The sequence below is a fragment of the Nonomuraea solani genome (assembly GCF_900108335.1).
Lineage (GTDB): Bacteria > Actinomycetota > Actinomycetes > Streptosporangiales > Streptosporangiaceae > Nonomuraea > Nonomuraea solani.
Map to the genome: position 1 here is coordinate 273,349 of NZ_FNVT01000004.1, position 26,567 is coordinate 299,915.

Consider the following 26,567-nt stretch of genomic DNA (forward strand, 5'->3'; position numbering starts at 1 on the left):
CTCCCGCCTCGAGTCTCACCGCCGTGAATCCAGGCTGAGCAGCAGGAACATACCGCGCGTATACCGGCTTCTGCTTTGCTCACCGTGTAGATCGAGTCCAAGATTCTACGAACGGAGATCGCATGCGAAAGCTGGCACCGACACTTGCTTTGGCCACCACGCTCGGCCTTGCAACGGTGGGCTCAATCGCCCTGATCAGCTCCACACCCAGCTCCGCATCAGCGGGCAGCGTTCCGGCGGCCAAGCCCACCTATTCAGTGACATGCAGTGCGAGTGCCGACCGGACCCCAAAGATCGACATCGGCAGAGCAACCTGCAAGAACGTGCACACCTTCCGGGTCGTGATCCGTTGCAAGACCAAGGGGAGCGCCACGACGTCGACAAAGATCAACGGCCCGTGGAAGGAATCCGGAGAGACATCCACGAGGCAGTGCCCTGCCGCGCTGCCATACATTGCCTCGGCGACCTACTCCTACTTGCTGGACACCTGACAATCTTGCTGGACACCTGACAATCGACGAGATCGCCAAGCCGTACGGCCACGCCGGCACAAGCGTGCCGTAGACCTGCTCGGCCATCCACAGCTTGGGCAGCGGCGCGAACCCGCGGGTATGCGGGGCGCGCCGCACCCCCTCTCAGGTGCAGTCTCCGCGCGTCGTCCATTAGCCAAGCCGGCTGCGGCAAGACATTCACGGTGACCGCCAAACTGAGCTCCTCCTCCGCGGAACAGATCCGCTCGTGATCGCTCTTCTGTGAAGCATCGTCTTCGTCGTGCTCGCGGCCGCACCTGCCGAAAACATTCGTCCATGCAGTTCAAGCGGCATGTGACTATTCGTGCGGAGCTCCTCCGATACCGAGTGGAGCGAACGGTGAGCTGAGGCGGAGGGGGCCGCGCTCGGTAGGTGTGACCGGTGATGCGAATTCTGCGTCAAAGGGCAGGGCGAGCCCGGGTCGATGGAAGGTGCGCGCCGCAGGTTCGGATGTGAGACGGTTCGCCACTGGCGCGGTGAATCACGCAATTGCTTCGAGTCGACGGAAACGGCTCCCGTGAAAGACCAGTGGGGCACCGCTCGCCACGGACCTCAGGTCGTGAATCTCCAGCAGTGCGATGGCGTGGTCACCTGCCGGCATCTCCTCATAGAGTGAGCAACTGAACCAGGCGACCGCCCCGGGCAGGAACACCCCGCCTCTCGCATCGTTCTCCCAGCGAAGGCCCTCGAAACGGTCCCCGCTCTTGCGGGACAGTTGGCGGCAGGCCAGATCCTGGTCCTCGGCCAGCACACTGAGCCCCAATCGCGACTGCCGCCGCAGAAGCGGCCAGGTCGTCGAGGATGCCTGAACGCAGACCGAGACCAGGGCCGGATCGAGAGAGACGCCGGTGAAGGTGCTGCAGACCATGCCTACCGGCACTGCATCGACCAGTGTGCAGACCGCCGTCACCCCGCTGGGGAAGCTGGCGAATGCTCGCCTGAGCTGCGTGGAATCCATCATGTGCTGACCACCTTGACATCAGACATGTCGAAGCGAAACTACTTCGTTTCGATAATAGGAGATCTTTTATCGAAACGCAATCGTTTCGATGGGTGGTGCCGGCGCGCTGTGCGCACCCCGGCGCGGGCCCGTCCCGGCCTGGCGCGTTGAGGTGCGGCGAAAGCTGCCCTATGATCGAAACAAACTCGTTTCTGTTCGATGCTGTGGATGGAGTCGATGCACGCCACGGAGAAGGCCCCTGGTGCCCGCCGCACCCGTTTGACCGCCGAACGGGAAGCGGAGCTGTACAGCGCCGTCTTCGCGCTGTTGCGCGAGGTCGGCTACGAGGCGCTCACCATGCCGGCCGTCGCGGCCCGCTCCAGATCCAGCACGGCCACTCTGTACCGGCAGTGGGGCGGCAAGCCGGGCCTGGTCCTGGCTGCGCTCAAGCACCACCAGCCGCCACCCGACGCGTTGAACGTCGACACCGGCACTCTGCGGGGAGATTTGCAGGAGATGGCTCGGCTCGTGATCTCGATCGCGCCGGTCGAGCATGAGCTGATGGCCGGGCTGTCGCATGCCGCGCTGGGCGACCCGCAGCTCGCGCAGTCAATGCGGGAGCAGTTCGCCAAGCCGGCGCAAGAGGCTATGGAACGGGTGCTGCAGCGGGCGGTCGATCGCGGTGAGATCCCGGCCGACTCACCCGCCCGCGCCTACTGCGCGCATCTGCTGATCGCCGTCAGCCTGGTCCATCCGATGCTGGACGGCCGCCCGCTCGACAAGGGCCAGCTGGTGGACTTCGTGGACGCGGTCATGCTCCCCGCGCTGCGCCAGCCCGCCTCCTGAGGACGGCGATTCAGCCCGTACCGTTGTCCTGTGCGTCAGCGCTTCGCGGCGCAGTCGTAGAGGGTGGTAGCGCCTCCCATGATGCCGCCGGTCGTGGGACTGCCTGGCGTGGCGGCCGTGGGGCTTCCCCCGTACACGGTGGCGGGGACTTCGGTGCAGTTCTGTTTCATCCACTGCGAGCGGTGTGCGCTCGTCCCACCCATCATGGCGCTGAAGCCTCCTCCATCGGATCCCAGGACGAAGCGCAGCTGCCCGGAATCCGTCCAGTCCTTCAGCTGCTGGACGGTCGGGGCGTCGTCGATGCCGATGAATCCGCCCATGCCGATGACGGTGGCGTCGCTGTTCAGGATGAATCCTGAGGCGAACATGGAGCCCCCCTCGACGGCGAGCTTGATCCGGGCGGAGCCGGATTTTTGAACGGCATAGTCGAGGATCTTGCGCTGGTCGGGGGTGAGCTCGGCGCCGCCGCCGGGGAAGCCTCCGGAGAGCCCGGGCGGCATACCACCGGTCCCGCCCGGGAATCCTCCGGGGATCTCCATGCCGGGCGGGAGCTGCATGCCGGGCGGGAGCTGCATGCCGGGCGGGAGCTGCGTGCCGGGCGGGAGCTGCGTCCCTCCCGGAGCCGGGCCGCCTCCGCCGTCCCCGCGGCCAAAGGGCAGATTCGGTGGCCCTGCGGTCGGGTTGGCGCCACCCATCGCCGAGGTGGAGCCGGGGACGCTGATCGCCCACGCCGCAGGCGCCGACAGCACCGCCAGGATCGCGATGCCGAGCGCGGCGGGCAGCAGCCGTCGCCGACCGGCGGACAGGAGGAGCAGGACGATCGCCGCTGCTCCAGCCGCTGCCACGGGCCACACCAGCCAGCCGTTCCAGGAGGGGACCCGCACGATCAGGGCGCACGCCCAGGCCGTGGTCGCCGCGACGGACCCGGCTCCCAGCGGGAGCGCCCAGCGCGCCCCCGCGCGGTGGGCGCGGGCCAGCGTCACGGCGAAGCCGGCGACGATGGCAGCGATGGCGGGGGCCAGCTGCGTCGTGTAGTACGGGTGGAAGATTCCCTGCTGCGTGGCGAAGACCAGGCCGCAGACCACCAGCCAGGTCCCCCACAGCACCCATCCGGCCGCGCCAAGCGGCTCACCGGGCATCGTGACCCCGCGCCGTCGCAGTACGGCGCCGGCCAGGGCCAGCGCCAGAGCCACCCCGCACAACGGCAGCAGCCAGCTGATCTGCCCGCCGACCTGGTCGTTGAAGAGCCGTCCAGGACCGGCCGCGCCACCGAAGGGGATGCTGAAGCCGCCCGGAACTCCGGCGCCTCCGCCGAAGATCCGGCCGAGGCCGTTGTAGCCGATGACCAGGTCCCAGGCGCTGCCGTCGGTGCTGCCGCCGATGTACGGGCGCTCTCCCGGCCAGAGCGCGACCAACCCGATCCACCACAAGGAGGACACGACCAGAACGACGCCGCCGGCCAGTAGCCTGGCGAACCGGCCGAGCCAGGGGCCGCTCGCGCCGACCAGCCAGGCCGCCGCGAACGCGGGGATCACCATCCAGGCGGCCAGCATCTTCGTCATGAAGCCGAGGCCGATCAGGAACCCGACGGCGCACAGCCACCGGAGGGCGGCCCGGCCGGACGTGGCCCGCAAGGCCCGGGTCAGCGCGTACGCCGCCGCCACGAGCGCCAGCACCAGCAGCGTGTCCGGGTTGTTGTCCCGGTTGATCGCCACCGTGATCGGGGTCAGCGTCAGGATCAGCGCGGCCAGCAGCCCCGCCGCCTCGCCCGCCCACAGGCGCACGGTGCGGTGCAGGACGAACACCGCGGCGACGCCTTCCAGCACCTGGGGCAGGATCATCGCCCAGCCGTGCAGGCCGAAGATCTTGGTGCTGATCACCTGCGGCCACAGGGCCGCCGGCGGCTTGTCGACGGTGATCACACCCGCGGGGTCATAGGCGCCGAACAGGAAGTTCGTCCAGCTCTGGCCCATCGACTTCACGGCGGCGGAGTAGTAGCCGTTGCCCCAGCCGAGGGAGCCCAGGGCCCAGCCGTACAGGCCGGCGGCCAGGAGCAGGATCGCCGCCAGCGCTGCCGGAGCCGCCCAGCCCGGGAGCGCGCGGCCCACGGCCTGTGGCGTCGCGGGTGGTTCGGTGGTGTCGGTCATCTGAGCTTCGCTCTCTGGAAAGGGAATCAGGGCGTGGTACGGCGGAACACGGCCAGCCGCAGCACCACGAAGCGGACGGCGGTGACCAGCAGGGACGAGGCGGTGAGCACCAGCGTCTCGGCCGCGGCCGACGCCTCGGGCTGACTCTGGCGGAACAGCAGCACGGCGGCGGAGGTGACGACGTACCCGATCAGGAAGAGCGCTCCGGCTCCCAGGTGTGCCCGTCCGGCTCTCGTGCCGGACCAGCGGAAGGTGAGACGGCGGTTGGCCTCGGTGTTGAGCACGGTGAGGACCAGCAGTGACACCAAATTCGCCAGCACGGGCGGCCACCACGCGCGCAGCAACCAGTAGAGCAGCGCCTGACCGGCCGTCGAGAACACACCGATGGCCGCGAAGCAGCCGACCTCCCAGGTGATGCGCGAACGTGCCCTGCTCGGGGCCAGCACGGCGTCGGGATGCTCGGCTGCCGGAGCGGGACGCCCCGGCAACGAGGCCCGCGCGACGCCGGATGCCTTCATGCGGGCCACCCGCCACAATCCGCGCAGATCGTCGGCGGCGGTGCTGACGACGTCGACGCGGGTGTCCACGTCCTCGACCCAGTCGACCGGTACCTCGTGGATGCGCAGCCCGTTGTGCTCGGCGAGCAGCAGCAGCTCGGTGTCGAAGAACCAGGCGTCGTCCTGCGTCCGCTCCAGCAACGGGCCGAGCACGTCCGTGCGAGCGGCCTTGAAGCCGCACTGCGCGTCGCTGAACCGGGCCCCGTGCGTGAGCCGGATGATCGCGTTGTAGCAGCGGGAGATCAGCTCGCGACGCGGTCCGCGTACGGTACGCGCGCCCGGCGCCAGCCGGCTGCCGATGGCGAGATCCGAGTGGCCGCTGGCCAGCGGCGCGATCAGCGGCAACAGCCCGTCCAGGCGCGTGGACAGGTCGACGTCCATGTAGACGACGATGTCGGCCTCGCTCGCGCCCCACACCGTCCGCAGCGCGAGCCCACGCCCCTTCCTGTCCAGGTGGACCACGTCCGTTCCGGGCAGTTCGGCGGCCAGCTCCCGAGCCACCTCCAGCGTCCGGTCGACGCTCGCGTTGTCCGCCACCGTGATCCGCCACGGGAAGGGCATCCGCTCACGCAGGTGCGCGTGCAGGGTGCGCAGGCATCCCGGGAGCGCCCGCTCCTCGTTGTAGACGGGGATGACGATCTCGACCGTGGGACCCGGTGAGCTGAGCAGATCCGGCCTTTGTGAGAGCTGGAAATCGCGGAGGCCGCCCCGGCCGCGGATGTCGTTGGTCATTGATGTCCTTGGGTAACAGATGCCGACTCCAAGGGGATCTCGGCCCTGGGCGGTACGGCGTGACGGTTGACGTGTCCGGGCCGGCTCTTTTCGTTGCGGCTTTCGACCATGGTGTAGAGGGTCGGGACCAGCAGGAGGGTGAGCAGCGTGGAGCTGATCAGACCGCCGATGACCACGATGGCGAGGGGTTTGGAGATGAATCCGCCGCCGCCGGTGATGCCCAAGGCCATCGGCAGCAGAGCGAAGATGGTGGCCAGCGCGGTCATCAGGATGGGCCGCAGCCGGTTGCGCCCGCCTTCCACGACGGCCTCGTGCAGGGGCATGCCCTGACGCCGGTACTGGTTGATCAGGTCGAGCAGCACGATGGCGTTGGTGACGACGATGCCGACGAGCATCAGCAGGCCGATCATCGCGGCGAGTCCGAGTGAGGTGTCGGTGATGCGCAGCAGGCCGATCGCGCCGGTGGCGGCGAACGGGATCGACACCAGGAGCACCAGCGGCTGGATGAGGCTGCGGAAGGTGGCGACCATGACGAAGAACACCAGGGCGATCGCCGCGACCAGGGCGATGCCGAGGCTGCCGAAGGCTTCGCTCTGGTCGGCGCTGGCGCCGCCGACGGAGTAGGTCGCTCCCTCGGGCAGGTTCAGTTTGGCGAGGCGGCTGTCCAGGTCGGCGCTGACCGTGCCGAGGTCGGCTCCGGTGTTCGTGCCGGAGATGCTGACCGTGGCCTGCCCATCGATGCGGGTGACCGATACCGGCCCATCCACCTGCCTGACATCGGCGACGTCGGCGAGCTCCGCGCCTCCAGGCAGGTCCAGCCTGCGCAGCTCGTTGAGCGAGACCGGCGCGTCGCCGGTGCTGACGATGACGTCGGCGGTGGTGTCGTCGAAGGCGAGCTGGGTCACGGTGCTGCCGCGGAACACCTGGGCCACCGCTTGACCGATGGCGACCTCCGACAGGCCGCGCTCGGCGGCCTCCTTGCGGTCGACGCTGACGTCGATGCGCGGGGCGGTGTCGGCCAGCGTGCTGGTCACCTCGGTGACGCCGGAGATCTTCGCCATCTCGTCCTGGACGATGCGCGCCGCGTCACGCAGGGTGTCCTGCTCGGTGGCGTGGACCTGGACTTCGAGCCCGTCGCCGCCGAACCCGCCGCTCTCACCGATGCTGATCTCTCCGACATCGGACAGGCGGCCCAGTTCGTCGCGCAGGGCGCTCTGCACGGCGGCGGTGTCGCTGTCCTCGTGCAGGGTGAGTGAGTAGCTGGCGCGGGCCGTACCGCCGCCGCCACCGCCGCCGAAGGGACCTCCGCCGGACAGGCCGGCGCTGCTCCCGCCTCCCACGGTCACCTGGTAGGAGTCGATCTCGCTGCGCTCGGCCAGGACGTTCTCGACCTGCTTGGCCTTCTTGTCGGCCGAGGTCAGAGAGGTGCCGGCGGGCAAGGTCTGGGTGATGTTGATCGTGTTCTGTCCCGCGTTGTCGATGAAGCTGGTCTTCAGGCCCGGGATCAGGGCGACAGTGCCGATGAGGATCGCGACAGCGCCCGCAAGCGTGACGAGGCGGTACCGTACGGCGAAACGGATGATCGGGACGTAGATGCGCTGGAGGCGGCTACTGCGCTCCAGAGTCTCCGCCTCGTGCCGGTCAGCGTCCTCGGATGGCTTGAGGAACCAGTAGCTCAGTACGGGGACGACGGTCAGCGACACCACCAGGGAGGCGAGCAGCGCCACGGTGACGGTGACGGAGAAGGGGCCGAACAGCTGGCCGACCAGCCCGCCGACGAACGCCATCGGCAGGAACACCGCCACGGTGGTCAGCGTGGATGCGGTGACGGCGCCCGCGACCTCGCGTACGCCGGTCTCGATCGCCTGCCGCTTGCTCTCGCCGTAGGACAGGTGCCGTTTGATGTTCTCCAGCACCACGATCGAGTCGTCGACCACGCGACCGATCGCGATCGTGAGCGCGCCGAGGGTGAGCATGTTGAGGGAGTAGTCCCACACCCAGATCGCGATCAGCGCGATGAGGACGGACAACGGGATGGAGATCGCGGTCACCAGCGTGGAGCGGACCGAAACCAGGAAGACCAGGATGATCAGTACGGCCATGGCCAGGCCCAACAGGCCCTCGGTGGTCAGGCTCTCGATGGACTTCTCCACCTCCGGGGCCTGGTCGTAGACGATGGTGAGCGTGGCCTGCGAGCCGACAGCGGCAACGAGGGCCGGCAGCTCGGCGCGGACCTCCTCGGAGATCGACACGGCGTTGCCGTCGGGCTTCATGGTGACCGAGACACCCAGGCTGGGCTTGCCATCGGTGCGGGTGAGCGTGGTGGAGTCGGCCAGGCCGAGCTTGACGGTGGCCACGTCGCCCAGCCGTACCGGCTTCGGTTTGGCGGCGGAGCGTGCGGCCTGTGGCGCGCCGGGTCGCTGGTTCTGGGCAGGAGTCCCCTGGGCTGTGGACTCTTGCGTGGCGGGTGCGAGGTAGAGGTCCTGGAGATCTTTGATCGAGTCGAACCGGCCGCCGACCTGGACGTTCAGCGTCTCGTCCGAGCGGGTGAGGGTTCCGGCGGGAATCGGCTGGCCCGCGTTCTGGATGGCGGTGCTGATCGCGCTCGCCTCCAGCCCGCGTTCTTTCAGCTCGTCATCGTCGGGAGTGATGGTGATGACCTGGTCCCGGGTACCGGTGACGGAGGCCTCCTTGACCCCCTCGATGCCGGAGAGCACCGGGACCACCTCGTCTTTCAGCTGGTCGGCCAGGCGCTGCTGGGAGTCTTCCGAGGCGGCGGCGAGCTGAATGACCGGGAGGTCGTCGGTGCTGCCCACGACCACCTGCGGCTCCACGCCGTCGGGCAGCTGACCGGACAGCCGGCTGACGGCCTGCTGGATCTTGCTCTGCGCGTCGTCGATGTCGACGCCGTAGTCGAAGGCCACCTGGATCGACGCGCTGGCTTCACGGGAGGTCGAGGTCACCGAGGTGATGTCGGCCACTCCGCGAATCACCTCTTCCAGCGGAACCGTGACCTGGTCCTCGACGATCTGCGGCGCGGCACCGGCGTAGGAGGCCACGACCGATACCTGGGGAAGCGACATCGAGGGCAGGAGCTGCTGCTGCAGTCCCGGGGTGATGTAGACACCGAACGCGACCACCACAACGGTGATGATCGCGACGAGCCCTCGATTGGCGAGGCTCAATCTAGCCAGAAACGACATCTTTCCACTTCTCTTCGAATGGGTGTCAGATCGCACGGTGCGCTGGAAAGCGCCGGATCATCGGCACCGGCACCACGGCCGAAGTGCCGAGCTCGCGACGGCGCCCGCGCCCGCCACCGGTAGCGGTGGCTCGCGGGCGTGCGAGGAGGGCGTGGTCAAAGCACTCAGCGGTTGGACCATGGTGACCGGGCCGCCTCTCAGGGCAGCGCCATGCGCCGGGGACCGGCATTGTTGTGGTCACCACTCAAGCCTCGCGGCGTCGTCCCGGCCGAACGTCCGCCTGGAGGAGGGTTTCTGAGCTGCGACGATCGCAGCAGCGGTGGCTGCCGGCTACCGCGCCCGTGGTCCCGCCGCCGGGGGTATATCGCCACCATCGTGCCCACGCCGTAGCGCAGGGGACGACGCCGCACACAGCAACGGGGCCGGCATCGTCATGGTCACCACTCAAGCCTCGCGGCGTCGCCCCCGGAAAAGGTCCGCCTGGAGGAGGGGCTTTGAGCTGCGGCGATCGCAGTAGGGGCGGGGCGGGTACCACGCTCGTGGTCGCGGCGAATCAGCGGGCCTGGAGACGGACCAGGCCGGTTTCGTAGGCGATGATCACCAGTTGGGCCACCACCCTGATGGCCTCCTGCGCACTTTGACAGTCATCGCCCGCCCTTCCTGGAGATGGGCAGCACGGCGTGCACCCGGAACCCGCCGCTGTCCACGGGCCCGGCGAAGAAGGTGCCGTCGACCGACAGGGCGCGTTCCCGCATGCCGATCAGCCCGTGGCCGATTCCGGAGGAGATCCCGCCCGCACCACTGCGGCCGTCGTCGGCCACGTCGACGATCACCTCGTCGGCGGCGTAGCCGATCCGTACGGTCGCGGCCGCCCGCGGCGCGTGCTTGCTCACGTTGGTCAGCGCCTCCTGGGCGATCCGGAACGCGGCGAGGTCCACCGGAGCGGGCAGCGGCCGCGGGTCGCCGTCGATCTGCCAATCCAGCTTCAGCCCGGCCGCGGTGAAGGAGTCGACCAATTCAGGCAGCCGATCCAGCCCTGGAGCAGGTTCGGTGAGAAACTCGTCGCGGCTGCCCGGACGGCGGAGCAATCCCACCGTGGTCCGCAGCTCCTCCAGCGCCTCCTTACCCGCCTCGCGGACATGGCTCAGCGCCGCGCGGGCCTGCTCGGGTTGGGTCGCCAGCACGTACGCGGCCACCTGCGCCTGCACGTTGATCAGGGCGATGTGGTGAGCGAGCACGTCGTGCAGTTCCCGCGCGATGTGCAGCCGTTCCTCCATCACCCGGCGTTCGGCCTCCTCCTCGCGCGTCTCCTCGGCCCGGCGCGCTCGCTCCTCGACGGCGGCCACATAGGCGCGGCGGCTGCGCAGCGAGTCGCCAACGGCGGTGGCCATGCCGATGAAGGCGATCGGGGCCAGCACATCGGGCGTCAGCCACGCGCCCCCGTCGAACACGCCCCTGGCCACGACGACCACGAGCGCGGCGAGCCCTCCGTAGGCCCACGCGTGCCGGCGCGGGCATCGCGAAGCCACCGTGTACACCGCGATCGCCGGCCCCAGCGTCAGCAGGCTCCGCCCGCCATCGATCACGGCGTAGGCGGCGAACCCGGTGACCGTGACGGCCAGGACGGCGCGGGGCCAGCGCTGCCGGAAGACCAGAGCGCCGCAGACGACCGCGGCCAGCGCGATGTCGTAACCGGTGAGAGGCCGCATTCCGCCGTGCCACTGCGCCCCCGGCTGCGGGGGCGCGCCCGGCGCCAGCAGCGTCATCGCATACACGCACACGGCCAGGATCGTGTCGGCCGCGTAGGGCCGGGAAAGGACTTCCCGCCTCAGCCAGGTCACCGTACGCACCCTTGAAACGTTAGGTCTGACCTGGGCGAGTTCCCTCATCCTGAGGTACCCATCCGCTCTGCTGCAACCGTGGTACAGCCGGGGCGGGGTTGACGAAGGCAGACCATTCGAGTCTGTGAGCACGGTCCCCGGACGGCTGATCAAGGCGCTGAGCGCCCTTCTCGGCCGGGCCGACGAGTACCGCGTACGCGTCAGGGTCGTCGCCCACGACCGTTCGCCTCCAGCGGATCAACCGGCGTCACTGGAGGAGGCCTTGCCGTCGTCGGAGCGCCATTCGTCATTGCCGGCCAGGGGCTTCTCCTTGAGCGTGAAGGCCAGGAGGAGACCGGCTGCGAATACCGGAACGAGGTACAGGAAGATCGGCACGAGCGCGTCGATGTAGGAGGTGACGACGATCTGGCGGAGGTTCTCGGGCAGGGCGCGGACCAGGGCGGGGGTGAGGGAGTGGCTGCTGCCCACGATCTGGAGGGCCTGTTCGGGGAGGCCGGCGGTCAGCCGGTCGGTGAGGCGGCCGGCGAAGACGGCGCCCACGGCGGCGGTGCCCAGGGTGGCGCCGATCTCGCGGAAGAAGTTGTTCGCCGAGGTGACGGTGCCGACCTCGCGGGCGGGGAAGGCGTTCTGGACGGCCAGCACGAGGGTCTGCACCATCAGGCCGACCCCGGCGCCGGCCAGGCCGATGTACACGCACACTTGCCACAGCGGCGTCTCGACGGACAACTGGGACATCAGCGCGGCGGCCACGATGAGCAGGGCGGTGCCGGCGATCGGGAAGAGCTTGTAGCGGCCCGTCCTGCTCATCAACGCGCCCGAGGACATGGCGCTGACGGTGATGCCGGCGACCATGGGGATGAGCAGCAGCCCGGACTCGGTGGCGGTGACGCCGTAGACCATCTGCAGGTAGGTCGGCATGTAGCCGATGATGGCGAACATCCCGACACCGATCACGATCATGCCGAGCAGGGTGGCCACGTTGAAGATCGGGTTGCGGAACAGGTGCAGCGGCACGATCGGCTCGGCGGCGCGCCGCTCGACCAGGATGAACGCGATCCAGGCCGCGACGGCTCCGACGGCCAGGCCGATGATGACCGGGTCGGACCACTCGTACTGGGTGCCGCCCCATGAGGCGAACAGCACGGTGCAGGTGACGGCGGCGGCCATCAGCGCGGTGCCGAGATAGTCGATGCGCACCTGTACGGCGCGGCGGGGCAGGCGTAGTGCCAACAGGGCGACGGCGATGGCCAGCAGGCCGAGCGGCACGTTGATCCAGAACGCCCACCGCCAGGAATGGGAGTCGGTGAACCAGCCTCCGAGGAGCGGCCCGACCACGGAGGACAGGCCGAAGATCGCCCCCATCGGGGCCATGTACTTGGCGCGTTCCCGCGGCGGCACCAGGTCGGCGATGATCGACTGAGAGATGATCATCAGGCCGCCGCCGCCGAGGCCCTGGATGGCTCGACCGACGATCAGGGTGGCCATGTTGCCCGCCAGGCCGGAGACCACCGAACCCGCCAGGAACAGGCCGATGGCCGCGATGAAGATGGGTTTGCGGCCCAGCAGGTCGCCGAGCTTGCCGTAGACGGGCATGCCGATGGTGGCGGCCAGGATGTAGGCGGTGGTGACCCAGGCCATGTGCTCCAGGCCGTGCAACTCGCCGACGATGGTCGGCAGCGCGGTGGAGAAGATGGTCTGATCCAGGGCGCCGAGCAGCATCGCCACCATGAGCGAGGCGAAGATCAGGCCGAAGTGGCGGGGTTTGGCCGTGACGCTTTCGCCGACGGACACGTGAGACATGACAGCTCCAGGGGTTCACCTCGGTAGCGAAACGTTTGCATTTCGCTCAGGTCGAGCCTAGTGTATTCGAAACAAACTTGTTTCGTTTCGCTTGTGAGGTGAGGTCCATGACCGCCGAGACCCTGATCAAGAACGCGGAGGGACTGCGCGAGCTCGTCCGTGACAGCGCGCACGAGGCCGAGAGGCTCGGCCACTACACGACCGAGGTGCACCAGGCGTTCCTGGACGCGGGCCTCTACCACATGCTGACCCCGCGCAAGTACGGCGGGCACGAGGTGGACCTGAAGACCTTCGCCAAGGTGCTCATCGAGATCGGCCGTGGCGACCCGGGCACGGCGTGGTGCCTGAGCCTCGGGCACGGCAACACGCAGAGCACGGTGGCCACCTGGTCAGCCCAGACACAGGACGAGATCTTCAACAACGAGCGCGGCTACTTCCGGGCCTCGCACAGCCTCAACCCCGCCGGATCCGCGCAACGGGTGGAGGGTGGCTGGCTGATCAACGCCAGGTCCCGCTACAACTCGGGAGTCCCCTATGCCACGCACGCCACGGTGGCGGTCCAGGTCGTCGAGGAGGGGCAGGCACCCGACCCGGACGCCCCCGTCTCGCCCCTGACCCAGCTGCAGGTCCTCATCCCGGAGGGACAGTTCACCATCCAGGACGACTGGGGCGGCGACGCCGTCCTGGGCATGCGCGCCAGCGGCTCCAACACCGTCGTGGTCGACAACGTCGTCGTGCCCGAACACTACGGAGTCTTCCTGGGGGCGGACTTCGCCACCTCGCCGGGCGTGCAACTGCACGGCAACCCGATGTATCTGGGCAGCCCCGGGGTCTTCCCGCTCCTGGAGGTGGTCCTGCCCGTGATCGGCGCCGCCCGCGCCGCCCTGGACGAGTACGAGCACCTCGCCCGCACCAAGAAGGCCGCCACGCTCGGCGGCGGCTCGCGCCTGGAAGACCCGTTCTACCAGCGCGATTACGGCCTGGCGACGATGAAGGCCGACAGCGCCGAGGCCATCGTCATGCATATTCTCGGCACCTACGCGGACTTCTGCCGCGACGTGGTCGACGGCGTCCGGCCGTTCAGCTTCGAAACGGAGACGGCGCTCGCCTCCACCCTGCTGCAGGCCGCCGAACTGGCCGGCGAGACGGTCGACATCCTGTGGCGTTCGGCAGGCTCCTCGGCCGCGGCCCGCGGCCAGCGCATGCAGCGCTACCTGCGGGATGTGTCCATGTTCCGCACACACTACGCGGCCCAGCTCAACAGCAACGCACGGATGTTCGGCGCCATGCTCCTCGGCGCCTCGGCGATGCCGTTCTAGCAGCCCCGCACTCACATGATCCGGCGCGAGCCGTATCCCGAAGAAAGGACTCTGTCATGACGAGCACACCCACACGTGGCCGGGCGCTGGTGGTCGGGCTCGGGATCGCGGGGATCGCCACCGCGGTGCGGCTGCGCCAGATCGGATGGGAGCCGGTGCTGGTGGAGCGGGCCCCCACCCGCCGCTCGGGCGGGTACTTCATCATGCTGTTCGGTACCGGCGTCGCCTCCGCCCGGCGGCTGGGCGTGCTGGACTCCATCGGCGACCGCAGCGGCCCGCAAGCCGTCACCTACACGATCAACCGGGCGGGACGGCGGCGTCCCGGCATCAGCCCGGCCGGCATCGGCGGCCCCGCGGCACCCCGCGCGCTGCTGCGGCCCGATGTGGAGCGGGGGTTGTTCGAGGCGTTGCCGGACGATGTGGAGATCCGCTACTCCACCGTCCCCACCCGGATCGTCGAAGACCCCGAGGGTGTGGAGGTGACCCTGAACGACACGGTCACCGAGCGCTTCGACCTGGTCGTCGGTGCCGACGGCATGCGTTCCACCGTGCGTGAGCTGGCCTTCGGGCCGGGGCCATACCTGCACCCGCTGAACTACATGATCGGCGCGACCATCCTGGAGCGGCCGGTCGATGGCTTCGGCCTCTCCGAAGGGCTGACACTGGCCGAACCGGGCCGCTCGGCGTGGGCCTTCCCGTTCACCGATCACGCTCCCAGCCTGCTGTTCTCCTACCGCACCTCCGATATCGACGCCGAGTTCGCCCGTGCGCCGATCGACTCCATTCGCGCCGCCTTCGGCCCTGAGCCCGCGGGTCCCATCCTGGAGAGCCTGTTCACCCGCTACGAACAGGCCTCCGACGCGCTGTTCGACTCGGTGCAGCAGGTCAAGATGCCGTCCTGGCACACGAGGCGGGTGGTGCTGATCGGCGATGCCGCCTGGTGCCTGACGTTGTATTCGGGCATGGGCGCCTCCACCGGCATCGCCGGCGCCGAACTGCTGGGCACCGTACTGCAGCGGCACGACATTCCCGAAGCCCTGGGCGCCTGGGAGGCGCAGATGCGGCCCTTCATCGACACCCACCAGGCCGCCGCGCTGAGCGAACGGTTCATCTTCACGCCGCACAACTTCAAGGAGTATCTGATGCGGGCCGGGATGATGCGCCTGATGAGCTCCCCGATCGTCCGTAAGGCGATGGGCAAGGTCATGGGCGGGTCCGTGGGCGGCGTACCCGGCGGCAAGGGCATGCGGGCCAAGAACATCGACATCGCCGCCGCTTGATGACCTTCAAAGACCTGCTCCTCGCCACAGGTGTGTTCGTGGTGACGCTGCTGGCATCCGAAGGGCCCGGACCGATCGGCGATCACCTCACCACCTACGGCATCACGCTCGCCGCGCTGTACACCATGACCCTGCGATTCCCCCGCCGCACCGCGTGGGTCTACGCGACCCTGGTCGCGCTCATCGTCACCGTCGCCAGCCTCGCCTTCACCGCGAGTGCCTGGCCGGCACCGGCGGTGCCGGCCCTGATCGCCTTCATCGGCATGGCCGTCGCCGTTGGTGACGCGCTGCGCAGCCGCCGCGCCTACGTCGCCGCCGTCGAGGAACGCGCCCGCCGGGCCGAGCGGACGCGCGAGGAGGAGGCCGAGCGCCGGGTGATGGAGGAACGACCGCACATCGCGCGGGAACCGCACGACGTGCTCGCCCACCACATCGCGCCGATCAACGTGCAGGCAGGAGGTGCCGCACACCTGCCGGCGAGCAGGCCCGTGCCGCCCTGGTCCACGTACGACAGGCGGACACGGATGCGCTGGACGAGCTGCGAACCACGGTGGATCAACTACACCGCCGGCGAGGTGATCCTCGACGTGACCGGCACCGGCACGTGCGGCCCACACTCAGGCAACGGGCTGATCGGCATGTGTGAACGTGCCCTGTCACTGGGTGGCGTCTTCCACGCCGGCCCCATGAACGACGGCGGCTTCCGCATGCACGCCGTACTCCCCGCACCAAGGAGGGAACCATGACGATCAAGGTGGTCCTGGCCGACGACCAAGCATTGGTCCGCGCCGGGTTCCGGGTCCTGGTCGACGCCGCGCCCGACCTGGAGGTGGTCGGCGAGGCCGCCGACGGTCGTGAGGCCGTACGACTGGCACGGGAAACCGGAGCCGACGTGGTGCTGATGGACATCCGCATGCCCGGCATGGACGGGCTCGCCGCGACCAGCGAGATCACCTCCACCGTGAGCGGAACGCGGGTGCTGGTCCTGACCACCTTCGAGATCGACGAGTACGTCTTCGCCGCACTGCGCGCAGGCGCCAGCGGCTTCCTCGGCAAAAGCGTGGAAGCGGATGAGCTGCAGGAGGGCATCAGGTTGGTGGCCAGGGGCGACTCCTTGTTGTCCCCTTCGGCGACCAAGAGCGTGATCGCCCGCTTCCTGGCCAGCCGCGGCGCCACGGCCGCACACGTGCCCGAAGACCTGGTCGTGCTCACCGAGCGCGAACGCGAAGTGATGCTCCTGGCTGCCCACGGACGCACCAACGACGAGATCGCCGACCTGCTGGGAATCAGCCGCGTGACCGCCAAAACACACATCAACCGGGCCATGACCAAGCTGAAGGCACACGATCGCGCCCAACTGGTGATCATCGCCTACGAAACCGGCCTGATCCGCCCTCAGACGCAGTGACTCCTACTCGCTTCCGGCGTAGTCGGCGGCCGTCGCGATCGGGGCTCGAACGCCGCCTCCCCTCGGTCCGGTAGCGGGCCACGAGCTGGACACCCAGCCCTTGGACACCCCGTAGGAGCGGGCGACCTCTGCTTGAGAGCGCCCCTCGACGACAACAGCGGTGATGACAACTCTGGCCTTGGACACACCGCCACCCCGACCCGGTTAGACCAGCGGCCTCTTTCACCTCCTGTGAGACCAGCCGTCAGGCGACGCCTCGCTCCATGTCGCCTTGGGAGGCCGGCCGAGGAGGCGCACTTCAAAGGCGCCCCTGGCCGACGTGACCCTCGGCGTCACGCCCGCCTGTGTCCGTCCTCGCGTGCCGGGGGCAGGAGGGCGGCGGCGGCCACGATGAGCGGGTCCAGGCGGCCGTCGGCGGCGGCCGCGTCGGTGAGCAGCATGGCCCGCATCCGGGGGTCCCAGAAGGTGTGGATGTGGGCGGCGATCTGTTCGGCCGCCCAGGCCGGTTCGCGGGTGCGGAACTGCGCCGCGATCTCGTTCGACAGGCGGATGTGCGGAGGCGTTGGCGTCATCATGTCACCGAAGCCGAAGCCGAAGCCGAAGCCGGGGTCGGGGTCGGGTGCGGCAGTGACACCTGGACCGCGGTCACCTTGTACTCGGGGCAGTTGGTCGCCCAGTCGGAATTCTCCGTGGTCACGACGTTCACGCCGGTCACCGGGTGGTGGAAGGTCGTGTAGACCACCCCGACCGGCATCCGCTCCGCGATCTTGACCCGGAGGCTGGTCTCGCCGACCCGGCTGGCCAGCGCCACCGTGTCGCCGTCACGGATGCCGCGCACCTCGGCGTCGTGCGGGTGCATCTCCAGCAGGTCTTCCGGATGCCAGGCGGTGTTTCCGGTACGCCGGGTCTGGGCGCCCACGTTGTACTGCGACAGGATGCGTCCCGTCGTCAGGATCAGCGGGAACTTGCGGGTGCCGCGCTCCTGGGTCGGGACGTAGTCGGTCAGCATGAACCGGCCCCTGCCGCGGACGAACCCGTCGATGTGCATGATGGGCGTGCCCTCGGGCGCCGCGTCGTTGCACGGCCACTGGACGCTGCCGACCTGGTCGAGCTTGGTGAACGACACTCCCGCGAAGGTGGGCGTGGTCATCGCGATCTCGTCCATGATCTGCGCGGAGTCGTCGTACTTCATCGGGTAGCCCATCGCCTGCGCGATCTCGCAGACGATCTCCCACTCGTGCTTGCCGGTCCGCGGCGCCATCACCGGGCGGACCCGGTTGATGCGGCGCTCGGCGTTGGTGAACGTGCCGTTCTTCTCCAGGAACGAGGTGCCGGGCAGGAAGACGTGCGCGTACTTGGAGGTCTCGTTGAGGAACAGGTCCTGCACGACCACCAGGTCCATCGCCGACAGGGCGGCGGTGACGTGCTTGGTGTTCGGGTCCGACTGGACGATGTCCTCACCCTGTACGAACAGGCCCATGAACGTGCCGTCGATCGCGGCGTCGAACATGTTGGGGATGCGCAGGCCCGGTTCTGGGTGCAGCACCCGGCCCCACAGCGTCTCGAAGGTGCCGCGCACCACGTCATCGGAGATGTGCCGGTAGCCGGGCAGTTCGTGCGGGAAGGAGCCCATGTCGCACGATCCCTGTACGTTGTTCTGCCCGCGCAGCGGGTTCACCCCGACACCGTTACGGCCGATGTTGCCGGTGGCCATGGCCAGGTTGGCCATGCCCATCACCATGGTCGAACCCTGGCTGTGCTCGGTGACGCCCAGGCCGTACATGATGGTGGCGTTGCGCGCGCCCGCGTACAGGCGGGTCGCGGCCCGCAGCTCGGCCGCGGGAATGCCGGTGATCGACTCGACCGCCTCGGGGCTGTGCTCGGGGGCGGAGATGAACCGCTCCCACTCGGCGAAGTCCTCGCAGCGCTCGGCGACGAACTCCCGGTCCACCAGGCCCTCGGTCACCACGACGTGGCTCATGGCGTTGATCAGCGCCACGTTGGTGCCGGGCCGCACCGGCAGGTGGTGCTCGGCCTGGACGTGCGGGGAGCGCACCAGGTCGATCTTGCGCGGGTCGGCGACGATGAGCTTGGCGCCCTGGCGCAGGCGGCGCTTGATCCGCGAGCCGAACACCGGGTGGGCGTCGGTCGGGTTCGCCCCGATGATCAGGATGACGTCGGCCTCGTCCACGGACTTGAAGTCCTGGGTGCCGGCCGAAGTGCCGTACGTCTGCTTGAGCCCGTAGCCGGTCGGCGAGTGGCAGACGCGGGCGCAGGTGTCCACGTTGTTGTTGCCGAAGGCGGCGCGCACCATCTTCTGGACGACGTACACCTCCTCGTTGGTGCACCGGGAGGAGCTGATGCCGCCGATCGCGCCGGCGCCGTGCCTGGCCTGGATGTCCAGCATGCGGCTGCCGACGTGGCCGATGGCCTCCTCCCACTCCACCTCGCGCCAGGGGTCGGTGATCCGCTCGCGCACCATCGGCTTGAGCTGACGGTCGGGGTGCGAGGCGTAGCCGAAGGCGAAGCGGCCTTTGACGCAGGAGTGTCCCTCGTTGGCCTTGCCGTCCTTGTACGGCACCATGCGAACGACCTCGTCGCCGCGCAGCTCGGCCTTGAACGAGCAGCCCACGCCACAGTAGGCGCAGGTGGTGAGCACGCTGCGGGCCGGCATGCCGAGCTCGACCACGGACCGCTCCTGCAGCGTGGACGTCGGGCAGGCCTGCACACAGGCGCCGCAGGAGACGCAGTCGGACTCCATGAACGTGCCACCGGCACCGGCGGCGACCTTCGACTCGAACCCGCGGCCCTCGATCGTCAGGGCGAACGTGCCCTGCACCTCACCACAGGCGCGCACGCAGCGCGAGCAGGCGATGCACTTGCTCGCGTCGAAGTCGAAATAGGGGTTGGTGCTGTCGGTCGGCAGGTCGAGATGGTTCTCGCCGTCGAAGCCGTAGCGGACCTGCCGCAGGCCGACCACGCCGGCCATGTCCTGCAGCTCGCAGTCGCCGTTGGCGGGACAGGTCAGGCAGTCCAGCGGGTGGTCGGAGATGTACAGCTCCATGACGCCGCGGCGCAGCTCCGCCAGCTCGGGCGTCTGGGTGCGCACCTTCATTCCCTCGGCCACCGGGGTGGTGCACGACGCCGGGGAGCCCCTGCGGCCGTCGATGTCGACCAGGCACAGGCGGCACGAGCCGAACGGCTCCAGGTTGTCGGTGGCGCACAGTTTCGGGATGTCGATGCCGCACTCGGCCGCGGCCCGCATCACCGAGGTCCCCTCCGGGACCAGCACCGTCGTGCCGTCGATCTCCACGGACACGGTCGCCTCGCCCGGGCGCGCCGGAGTGCCGTAGTCCTGCTCCTTGATCAGGCTCATGGCCGTTCCTCCGTGGTCGCTCCGAAGTCACCGGGGAAGTGGGTGAGAGCGCTGCGCACCGGCATCGGTGTCAGGCCGCCCATCGCGCAGAGGGAACCCTCGGTCATCAGGTGGCACAGGTCGTTCAGCAGCTTGAGGTTGGCGCCCCTGTTCTCGCCCGCGACGATGCGGTCGATGACCTCGACCCCGCGCACCGCGCCGATCCGGCACGGCGTGCACTTGCCGCACGACTCGGCGGCGCAGAACTCCATGGCGAACCTGGCCTGCCCCGCCATGTCCACGGTGTCGTCGAACACCACCACGCCGCCGTGGCCCACCATCGCGCCCGCCGCGGCGAACTCCTCGTAGTCCATGGGCAGGTCGAACCGGGACGTCGGCAGGTAGGCGCCGAGCGGCCCGCCGACCTGCACGGCCCGCACCGGCCGGCCCGACCGGGTGCCGCCGCCGTACCCCTCCACCAGTTCGCCGAGGGTGATGCCGAAGGCGGTCTCGACGATGCCGCCGCGGGCGATGTTGCCGCCGAGCTGGAAGACCTGGGTGCCGCGCGAGTGGCCCACCCCGAGCTCCGCGAACGCCTCCGCTCCGTCGGCCAGGATCATCGGCACCGAGCCCAGGGTCAGCACGTTGTTGACCACGGTGGGCTTGCCGAACAGACCCTCCAGGGCCGGGATCGGCGGTTTGGCGCGCACCATGCCGCGCTTGCCCTCCAGGCTCTCCAGCATGGAGGTCTCCTCGCCGCAGATGTACGCCCCGCCGCCGACGCGTACGAACAGGTCGAAGGCGAAGTCGTGGTCGAGGACCCGCTTGCCGAGCCAGCCCCGCGCATAGGCGGCGTCTATCGCCGCACGTAGCGTGGCCACGGCGTCGGGATACTCGGAGCGGACGTAGATGTAGCCCTCGCTCGCCCCGACCGCCCAGGCGGCTATCGTCATCCCCTCGATGAGGGTGAACGGGTCGCCCTCCATCAGCATCCGGTCGGCGAAGGTGCCGCTGTCGCCCTCGTCGGCGTTGCAGCAGACGAACTTCGGCTCCGACGCGGCGCCGAGCACGGTCTTCCACTTGATGCCCGCGGGGAAGCCCGCGCCGCCCCGGCCGCGCAGCCCGGAGTCGGTGACCTCGGCCACGACCTGCTCGGGGGTGAGGGACAGGGCGCGTCTCAGCCCGGCGAGCCCGCCGTGGGCGGTGTAGTCGGGGGGAGAGACCGGGTCGATGACGCCGACCCGGGCGAAGGTCACCCGCGTCTGGTCGCGCAGCCAGGCGATCTCCTCGGTCGGGCCGAGGCACAGGCGGTGCGGCGCTCCGTCGAGCAGTCCCGAGGCGAGCAGGTCCTCGACGTCGTCCGGGGTCACCGGGCCGTACGCCACCCGTCCGGCCGGCGTCTCCACTTCGACCAGCGGTTCGAGCCACAACATGCCGCGGGAGCCGTTGCGCACGACACGGGTCTCCCTGGCGATTCGCTCAGCGACCTGGTCGGCCCCCACGGACCGGGCGGCGGAGTCGCGCGGGACGTAGACGGTCACGTGGCGCTCTCCAGAAGGCGGTCGAGCTCCTGCGGCCCGACCCGGCCGTGCAGCCGGTCGCCGACCTGTACGGATGGGCCGGTCGCGCAGTTGCCGAGGCAGAAGACCTGTTCCAGGGTGATCGCCCCGTCCGGCGTGGTCTCCCCGAGGCCGATGCCGAGCCGGGTCCTCGCCCGGTCGACCAGTCCGGCCGCGCCCACCGCCTGGCACGCCTCCGCCCGGCAGATCCGGACCGTCGTCCGGCCAGGAGCGGTCTGGCGGAAGTCGTGGTAGAAGGTGACGACGCCGTGCACGTCGGCCCTTGAGAGGTTCAGCTCGTCCGCCAGGATCGGGATCGCCGCCGGGTCGATATGGCCCAGATCCTCCATGAGGCTGTGCAGGATCGGCAGCAGAGGGCCTCGGTCGTCGCGGTGCCGCGCGGCGACCGAACGTACTCGATCTTCAAGAGACTGCGTCGGCGACGTCATGACCAGCCTTTCGATCAGGAGCCTTGCACTTGCAAGGTCACGCATGGCCGGCGGGCATGTCCAATCACTTTCTTCTATTGCCTGAAAGTCGGCGCCTATCAACGCAGGCCGGACGGGGTGCGCCCCTATAGGGGGATATCGCCATCCCTGATCAGCCGGACGGCGGCATGGGCCCCGCAGTACTCTCTCAGCGTTTGATCTTGAAGTAAGGGCGAGCTCTGGCCACAGCAGCGACGGCCGGCGTCAAGCGCGGCCAGGGCCCGTCACAATCGGGAGGAAAACAGGAATGCGAAGAACCTGGCCATTGGCGTTGGCGGCTCTCGCCGCGGCCGTCATGGGCGGCGCGACGCCGGCGAGTGGCGACGCGGTCGAATCGGCAACCCGTTCGACGACGGCAACGGCGGCGGTCTGCGGCAGCTCGTCGCTGAACGGCCCGGCCACACCGCCCACCGGCGCGGTCGTGGTCCCCGCGGGCGACAACAGCGGCGTGGACTTACGCAAGGCGAACACCACCTACTACTTCGAGACCGGCACGCACACGCTGGGCACCGGCGAGTACGCCCAGATCATGCCCGGCGACGGCGCGACGTTCATCGGCGCGCCCGGCGCGGTGCTGAACGGGCAGGGGCTGAACAAGTACGCGTTCACTCAGAAGGCGACCGGCGTCACGATCCGGTACCTGACCATCACCGGGTTCATCGCGCCACACGATGAGGGTGTGGTCAACCACGACTCCGGCGACGGCTGGGTCGTGGAGCACAACACGATCCGCGACAACCGCGGCGCGGGGCTGATGGCCGGGGCCACGAACAAGATCCGTGGCAACTGCCTCAAGGACAACGGGCAGTACGGCCTGAACGCCTACAAGGCCGGCAACACCATCACCGGCCTGGTCGTGGCGGACAACGAGTTCACCGGCAACAACACCGATGACTGGGAGCAGCAGGTCCCCGGGTGCGGGTGCACCGGTGGCATGAAGTTCTGGGCCGTGAACGGCGCCGACGTGACCGGCAACTGGGTCCACGGCAACCACGGGCCTGGGGTCTGGGCCGACACCAACAACAACGACTTCCTCATTGAGAACAACCTCATCGAGGACAACGAGTCGCTCGCGATCTTCTACGAGATCAGCTACAACGTGGTGATCCGGAACAACACCATCCGCGGCAACGCCTGGAAATCAGGCGCCGAGCGGGCGACGAAGGGCGACCCGTTCCCCGAGGCGGCGATCTACCTGTCCGAGGCGGATGGTGAGCCCCGTGTGCGAGCACGGACCAGCAAGATCGAGATCACCGGCAACCGGCTGGAGAACAACTGGGGCGGGATCACCGCCTGGGCGAACGCCGACCGGTTCTGCAACAGCCCGGCCTCGACGACCGGCGACTGCACGCTGATCGTCGGGCCGACCAACACCTCACAGTGCTCGGCTCCCGCCATCGCCGGCGAGCCGCTCTACACCGACTGCCGCTGGTGGACGAAGAACGTCGACATCCACCACAACACGTTCGCCTTCGACCCCAGTGCGGTCAACGGTGGCTGCCCGACGCAGTACTGCGGGCACATGGCCCTGCTGTCCAACTGGGGCACATATCCGGACTGGTCCCCGTACAAGGGTGCCGTGATCCAGCAGAAGATCGTCCACGGGTCGAACAACTCCTGGCACGACAACACCTACACGGGACCGTGGCAGTTCAGGGTCGCCGACATGGGCAGTCGCATCTCGCCCGGACAGTGGGCGGGCCCGCAGTACGGCCAGGACGCCCGCAGCACGTTCGACGGCGGCGCGCCCGTCCCGCCGGCGATCGCCGAGCACGACTTCGAGTCCGGTACGACGACCTCGCCCTACACCCCCTGGTACGGGGCCGGCGTGGCGCGCCAGACAGGCAACGCGCACGGCGGCACGGGCTCGCTGCAGATGACCGGCACCCAGTCCGGTGGCAGCGCGGTGGCGCTCGACAACTTCCCCGGATACAGCGGCGTGGTCGCCGGTACGAGCTACCAGGTATCGCTGTGGTACCGGGAGGCCGTGGCGACCATGCCCGCCGTCACGTGGAATGTGCGGTGGCGCGACGAGTCCGGGACGGTGCTGCGTACCGACGCCATCTCCCTGGCCCAGAAGACCGCCTGGACCGAGGCGGCCGGCACGTTCACCGCGCCCGCGGGCGCGACCCGCGTCGACTGGACCTTCGTCTGGAACGCGAGCACCGCCGGGCCGGCTTTCCAGATCGATGATCTGGCGATCCGTCCAGGACAGGTCACGAAAAAGGCCTGATCGCAGGTGGCAGGGCCGCTTCCGAGCTTCGGAGGCGGCCTTGTCCGTTCCGACGGGCATCCACCGTTCGGTGGATATCGGCGACGGCGTCCGCCGGTGATTCTCAGAGCATGACAGTGATCGAGATCAACGACCTGCGCAAGAGCTACAGAGGCGGCCAGGCGGTCGACGGCGTCTCCCTGACCGTGGAGCAAGGGGAGATCTTCGGAATCGCCGGGCCCAACGGCGCGGGAAAGACCACCACCGTGGAGTGCGCGTCAGGGCTGCGGCGGCGGGACGGCGGCACGCTGCGGGTGCTGGGGCTGGACCCGCAGCGCGATCGGCGCGAGCTGCTGCAGCGCATCGGCGTGCGACCAACCGTGAGGTCGCCGCGAAGTTGTTCGTCACGGAGGCGACCGTGAAGACGCATCTCCTGCACATCTTCGGCAAGCTCGGGGTCAACGACCGGGCCGCCGCGGTCGCGGCAGGCTACGAGACGGGCCTGCTCAAGCCGGCCACCGACGCCTGATCCGGAACGGTCTCGGCCAGGTAGCCGGACGCCTGGAGGTCGAACAGGCGGCTGTAGGTGCCGCCGACCGCCATGAGGTCCGCGTGCCGCCCGCTCTCGGTGATCAGGCCGTCCGCGAGCACGACGATGAGGTCGGCGTCGCGTACGGCGCCGAGCCGGTGGGAGATGAGCAGGCTCGTCCGGCCGGACCGGATCTCCCGCAGCCGGGAGTGCACGTCGTGCTCGGCCTCGGCGTCGAGCCCGGCGCTCGGCTCGTCCAGGATCATCAGGTCGCGGTCGGCCCGCAGGAACGCCCGCGCGATGGCGATCCGCTGCCACTGCCCGCCCGACAGCACCACGCCTGTGCTTTCGTCGTCGCGGTCGGCCAGGCCGAAGAACATCCTGGTCAGCAGGGTGTCGTAGCCCTGCGGGAGATCGCGCAGCGTCTCGTGTACGCCGGCCCGCCGCGCCGCGTCCTCGATCCTGGGCGGGGCCGCGGACAGGTCCCCGACGGCGATGTTGTCGGCGGCACTGAAGTCGTAGTTCATGAAGTCCTGGAACACCGCCCCGATCCGGGTACGCAGCTCCGTCACCGGCACGTCGCGCAGATCGACCCCGTCCCACAGGATCGACCCGCGTACGGGGTCGTAGAGCCGGCAGAGCAGCTTGACCAGCGTGCTCTTGCCGGATCCGTTGAGCCCCACCAGGGCGACGGAGCAGCCGTGCGGGATGAACAGGTCCACGCCGCGCAAAATCCACGGATGCTCGTCGCTGTAGCGGAACCACACGTCGCGCAACTCGATGCCGCGGCGCAGCTCGGGCAGGCGGCGCGGCGCGGCCGGCTGGGCGAGGTCCGGTTCGGCGCGCAGGACGGCCATGTAGTGCCCGAACGTCAGAAGCTGGAAATGCGTGCCCGCCGTGGCGGACACCGCGCCCGCCAGCGCCCCGTGCACACCCGCCAGGGCGCCGATGAGCAGGGCCACGTCCCCGACCGTGCCCTGCCCGCCGGCCACCATGACGATCACCCAGATCAGGCCGAACCCAGACACGACTGCCGACATCACCACCAGGACGCTCTGCATGACGAACTCGCGCCAGTCCATGGCCCGCTGGCCGGCGTTGGCGAGCCGCAGTTCGGCCCGGATCCGCCCGCGAAGGAACCCGCCGAGGCCGAGCAGCCGCACCTCCTTGGCCGCGCTCCCCCCGCCCAGCAGCTCCTGGTAGAAGATCTCCCGCCGCTGGGCGGGACTGATGTCCTGCATCGTCCGCGCCCGCCGCCGCGACAGCCGCAGCTCCACGAGCAGCATCGGCAGGCCCGAGGCGAGGACGACGACGGTGACGAGCGGGCTGATCACGGTCAGCGTGCCGAGCAGGCCGAGCCCCGTCAGGACGTTGCGTCCCACGCCCAGGACGGACTCCAGGATGCCGCCGGGCGCGGCGGCGCTCTGCTGGGCGAGCCGTAACCGGTCCAGAAAGGGCGGATCCTCGAACCGGGCCAGCCCGATCTGGCGTTCCAGGGCGGCGAACAGCTCGTCCTTGGCCGTCAGCGCCATCCTGCGGTTCGACTCGGCCACGAGATAGCGGCTGGCCTGGGGACCGGCCGCGCTGAGCAGGCCGGCCACGGCCAGGCCGACCGCCAGCAGCCACACGTTGTGCCAGGAGCTGGGCGTCGCCAGCTCGTCCACGGTCAGTTTGGTCAGCCATACCGTCACGATCGGCGCGGCGACACTGACCGCCGTCAGCCCGAGATGACCGAGCAGATGGGCGGGGGCCGAACGCCGTGCCAGCGACACCGCCTGTACCAGGCCGGACATCATCGAGGCCGATCCCTTTCCTCAGAGC

General features: G+C 69.2%; 20 protein-coding genes. 9 read left to right on the top strand and 11 right to left on the bottom strand.

Annotation, left to right across the window (positions count from 1 at the left end; all coding sequences use genetic code 11):
- Positions 1–122 precede the first annotated feature (122 nt).
- Entirely contained in the window at positions 123–491 is a 369-nt protein-coding gene (locus tag C4V41_RS60720; protein ID WP_146103681.1) for a hypothetical protein, read from the top strand.
- A 520-nt stretch (positions 492–1,011) separates the two neighbouring features.
- Here the strand turns inward: C4V41_RS60720 and C4V41_RS16845 are convergent.
- A complete protein-coding gene (locus C4V41_RS16845) occupies positions 1,012–1,491 on the bottom strand; it encodes a flavin reductase family protein (protein ID WP_103956825.1) in 480 nt (159 codons plus the stop codon).
- A gap of 207 nt (positions 1,492–1,698) precedes the next feature.
- On the opposite strand from C4V41_RS16845, the gene C4V41_RS16850 reads away from it, so the two are divergent.
- Positions 1,699–2,316: a TetR/AcrR family transcriptional regulator gene (locus C4V41_RS16850; protein WP_200824034.1), complete on the top strand. Its 618-nt coding sequence runs from the start codon at positions 1,699–1,701 to the stop codon at positions 2,314–2,316.
- Positions 2,317–2,351: 35 nt separating this feature from the next.
- On the opposite strand, the gene C4V41_RS16855 is transcribed toward C4V41_RS16850, so the two are convergent.
- The 5 genes from C4V41_RS16855 to C4V41_RS16875 form a co-directional block, all read right to left on the bottom strand.
- Positions 2,352–4,463: an ArnT family glycosyltransferase gene (locus tag C4V41_RS16855; RefSeq protein WP_103956826.1), complete on the bottom strand. Its 2,112-nt coding sequence runs from the start codon at positions 4,461–4,463 to the stop codon at positions 2,352–2,354.
- 26 nt (positions 4,464–4,489) lie between these two features.
- On the bottom strand, positions 4,490–5,752 hold the full coding sequence (locus C4V41_RS16860) for a bifunctional glycosyltransferase family 2/GtrA family protein (protein ID WP_103956827.1): 1,263 nt from the start codon (positions 5,750–5,752) through the stop codon (positions 4,490–4,492).
- Positions 5,749–8,955 carry an efflux RND transporter permease subunit gene (locus C4V41_RS16865; RefSeq protein WP_103956828.1) on the bottom strand — a complete coding sequence of 1,069 codons (3,207 nt, stop codon included), beginning with the start codon at positions 8,953–8,955 and terminating at the stop codon, positions 5,749–5,751. The genes C4V41_RS16860 and C4V41_RS16865 overlap by 4 nt, the downstream gene beginning before the upstream one ends.
- 644 nt (positions 8,956–9,599) lie before the next feature.
- On the bottom strand, positions 9,600–10,796 hold the full coding sequence (locus C4V41_RS16870) for a sensor histidine kinase (protein WP_200824035.1): 1,197 nt from the start codon (positions 10,794–10,796) through the stop codon (positions 9,600–9,602).
- A 237-nt stretch (positions 10,797–11,033) separates the two neighbouring features.
- A complete protein-coding gene (locus C4V41_RS16875; RefSeq protein ID WP_103956830.1) occupies positions 11,034–12,596 on the bottom strand; it encodes an MDR family MFS transporter in 1,563 nt (520 codons plus the stop codon).
- A 107-nt stretch (positions 12,597–12,703) separates the two neighbouring features.
- On the opposite strand from C4V41_RS16875, the gene C4V41_RS16880 reads away from it, so the two are divergent.
- The 4 genes from C4V41_RS16880 to C4V41_RS16895 are packed head-to-tail and all read left to right on the top strand — an operon-like array spanning position 12,704 to position 16,603.
- A complete protein-coding gene (locus C4V41_RS16880; RefSeq protein ID WP_103956831.1) occupies positions 12,704–13,915 on the top strand; it encodes an acyl-CoA dehydrogenase family protein in 1,212 nt (403 codons plus the stop codon).
- Between the two features lie 56 nt (positions 13,916–13,971).
- A complete protein-coding gene (locus tag C4V41_RS16885; RefSeq protein WP_103956832.1) occupies positions 13,972–15,195 on the top strand; it encodes an FAD-dependent monooxygenase in 1,224 nt (407 codons plus the stop codon).
- Positions 15,195–15,941 (top strand): histidine kinase, encoded by a 747-nt coding sequence (locus C4V41_RS60725; RefSeq protein ID WP_235030244.1) that lies wholly within the window; start codon positions 15,195–15,197, stop codon positions 15,939–15,941. The genes C4V41_RS16885 and C4V41_RS60725 overlap by 1 nt, the downstream gene beginning before the upstream one ends.
- The gene (locus C4V41_RS16895; RefSeq protein ID WP_103956833.1) at positions 15,938–16,603 is read left to right on the top strand and encodes a response regulator transcription factor; all 666 of its coding nucleotides are present in this window, start codon (positions 15,938–15,940) and stop codon (positions 16,601–16,603) included. The genes C4V41_RS60725 and C4V41_RS16895 overlap by 4 nt, the downstream gene beginning before the upstream one ends.
- Before the next feature lie 332 nt (positions 16,604–16,935).
- On the opposite strand, the gene C4V41_RS16905 is transcribed toward C4V41_RS16895, so the two are convergent.
- Genes C4V41_RS16905 through C4V41_RS16920 form a run of 4 tightly spaced genes read right to left on the bottom strand, consistent with a single transcriptional unit; the run spans position 16,936 to position 21,966 of the window.
- A complete protein-coding gene (locus C4V41_RS16905; RefSeq protein ID WP_103956834.1) occupies positions 16,936–17,178 on the bottom strand; it encodes a formate dehydrogenase subunit delta in 243 nt (80 codons plus the stop codon).
- Positions 17,175–19,979: a formate dehydrogenase subunit alpha gene (fdhF, locus tag C4V41_RS16910; RefSeq protein ID WP_103956835.1), complete on the bottom strand. Its 2,805-nt coding sequence runs from the start codon at positions 19,977–19,979 to the stop codon at positions 17,175–17,177. The genes C4V41_RS16905 and fdhF overlap by 4 nt, the downstream gene beginning before the upstream one ends.
- Positions 19,976–21,499: a formate dehydrogenase beta subunit gene (locus C4V41_RS16915; protein WP_103956836.1), complete on the bottom strand. Its 1,524-nt coding sequence runs from the start codon at positions 21,497–21,499 to the stop codon at positions 19,976–19,978. Before C4V41_RS16915 ends, fdhF begins: the two co-directional genes overlap by 4 nt.
- Complete coding sequence (locus C4V41_RS16920) at positions 21,496–21,966, bottom strand: formate dehydrogenase subunit gamma (RefSeq protein ID WP_103956837.1); 471 nt, start codon at positions 21,964–21,966, stop codon at positions 21,496–21,498. Before C4V41_RS16920 ends, C4V41_RS16915 begins: the two co-directional genes overlap by 4 nt.
- A 286-nt stretch (positions 21,967–22,252) precedes the next feature.
- Between C4V41_RS16920 and C4V41_RS16925 the strand changes: the two genes are divergently transcribed.
- The 3 genes from C4V41_RS16925 (at position 22,253) to C4V41_RS64220 (ending at position 24,746) form a co-directional block, all read left to right on the top strand.
- Positions 22,253–24,238 (top strand): right-handed parallel beta-helix repeat-containing protein, encoded by a 1,986-nt coding sequence (locus C4V41_RS16925; RefSeq protein WP_103956838.1) that lies wholly within the window; start codon positions 22,253–22,255, stop codon positions 24,236–24,238.
- Positions 24,239–24,348: 110 nt separating this feature from the next.
- Entirely contained in the window at positions 24,349–24,639 is a 291-nt protein-coding gene (locus tag C4V41_RS16930) for an ATP-binding cassette domain-containing protein (RefSeq protein WP_103956839.1), read from the top strand.
- On the top strand, positions 24,636–24,746 hold the full coding sequence (locus tag C4V41_RS64220; RefSeq protein WP_407669999.1) for a hypothetical protein: 111 nt from the start codon (positions 24,636–24,638) through the stop codon (positions 24,744–24,746). Before C4V41_RS16930 ends, C4V41_RS64220 begins: the two co-directional genes overlap by 4 nt.
- On the opposite strand, the gene C4V41_RS16940 is transcribed toward C4V41_RS64220, so the two are convergent.
- Positions 24,707–26,542 carry an ABC transporter ATP-binding protein gene (locus C4V41_RS16940; protein WP_103956841.1) on the bottom strand — a complete coding sequence of 612 codons (1,836 nt, stop codon included), beginning with the start codon at positions 26,540–26,542 and terminating at the stop codon, positions 24,707–24,709. The two genes, C4V41_RS64220 and C4V41_RS16940, sit on opposite strands and share 40 nt — an antisense overlap.
- Positions 26,543–26,567: the final 25 nt, after the last annotated feature.

Coding starts and splice junctions, on each gene's coding strand:
- C4V41_RS60720 (WP_146103681.1), top strand. CDS start 123: ATGCGAAAGCTGGCACCGACACTTGCTTTGGCCACCACGCTCGGCCTT.
- C4V41_RS16845 (WP_103956825.1), bottom strand. CDS start 1,491: ATGATGGATTCCACGCAGCTCAGGCGAGCATTCGCCAGCTTCCCCAGC.
- C4V41_RS16850 (WP_200824034.1), top strand. CDS start 1,699: ATGGAGTCGATGCACGCCACGGAGAAGGCCCCTGGTGCCCGCCGCACC.
- C4V41_RS16855 (WP_103956826.1), bottom strand. CDS start 4,463: ATGACCGACACCACCGAACCACCCGCGACGCCACAGGCCGTGGGCCGC.
- C4V41_RS16860 (WP_103956827.1), bottom strand. CDS start 5,752: ATGACCAACGACATCCGCGGCCGGGGCGGCCTCCGCGATTTCCAGCTC.
- C4V41_RS16865 (WP_103956828.1), bottom strand. CDS start 8,955: ATGTCGTTTCTGGCTAGATTGAGCCTCGCCAATCGAGGGCTCGTCGCG.
- C4V41_RS16875 (WP_103956830.1), bottom strand. CDS start 12,596: ATGTCTCACGTGTCCGTCGGCGAAAGCGTCACGGCCAAACCCCGCCAC.
- C4V41_RS16880 (WP_103956831.1), top strand. CDS start 12,704: ATGACCGCCGAGACCCTGATCAAGAACGCGGAGGGACTGCGCGAGCTC.
- C4V41_RS16885 (WP_103956832.1), top strand. CDS start 13,972: ATGACGAGCACACCCACACGTGGCCGGGCGCTGGTGGTCGGGCTCGGG.
- C4V41_RS60725 (WP_235030244.1), top strand. CDS start 15,195: ATGACCTTCAAAGACCTGCTCCTCGCCACAGGTGTGTTCGTGGTGACG.
- C4V41_RS16895 (WP_103956833.1), top strand. CDS start 15,938: ATGACGATCAAGGTGGTCCTGGCCGACGACCAAGCATTGGTCCGCGCC.
- C4V41_RS16905 (WP_103956834.1), bottom strand. CDS start 17,178: ATGATGACGCCAACGCCTCCGCACATCCGCCTGTCGAACGAGATCGCG.
- fdhF (WP_103956835.1), bottom strand. CDS start 19,979: ATGAGCCTGATCAAGGAGCAGGACTACGGCACTCCGGCGCGCCCGGGC.
- C4V41_RS16920 (WP_103956837.1), bottom strand. CDS start 21,966: ATGACGTCGCCGACGCAGTCTCTTGAAGATCGAGTACGTTCGGTCGCC.
- C4V41_RS16925 (WP_103956838.1), top strand. CDS start 22,253: ATGCGAAGAACCTGGCCATTGGCGTTGGCGGCTCTCGCCGCGGCCGTC.
- C4V41_RS16930 (WP_103956839.1), top strand. CDS start 24,349: ATGACAGTGATCGAGATCAACGACCTGCGCAAGAGCTACAGAGGCGGC.
- C4V41_RS16940 (WP_103956841.1), bottom strand. CDS start 26,542: ATGATGTCCGGCCTGGTACAGGCGGTGTCGCTGGCACGGCGTTCGGCC.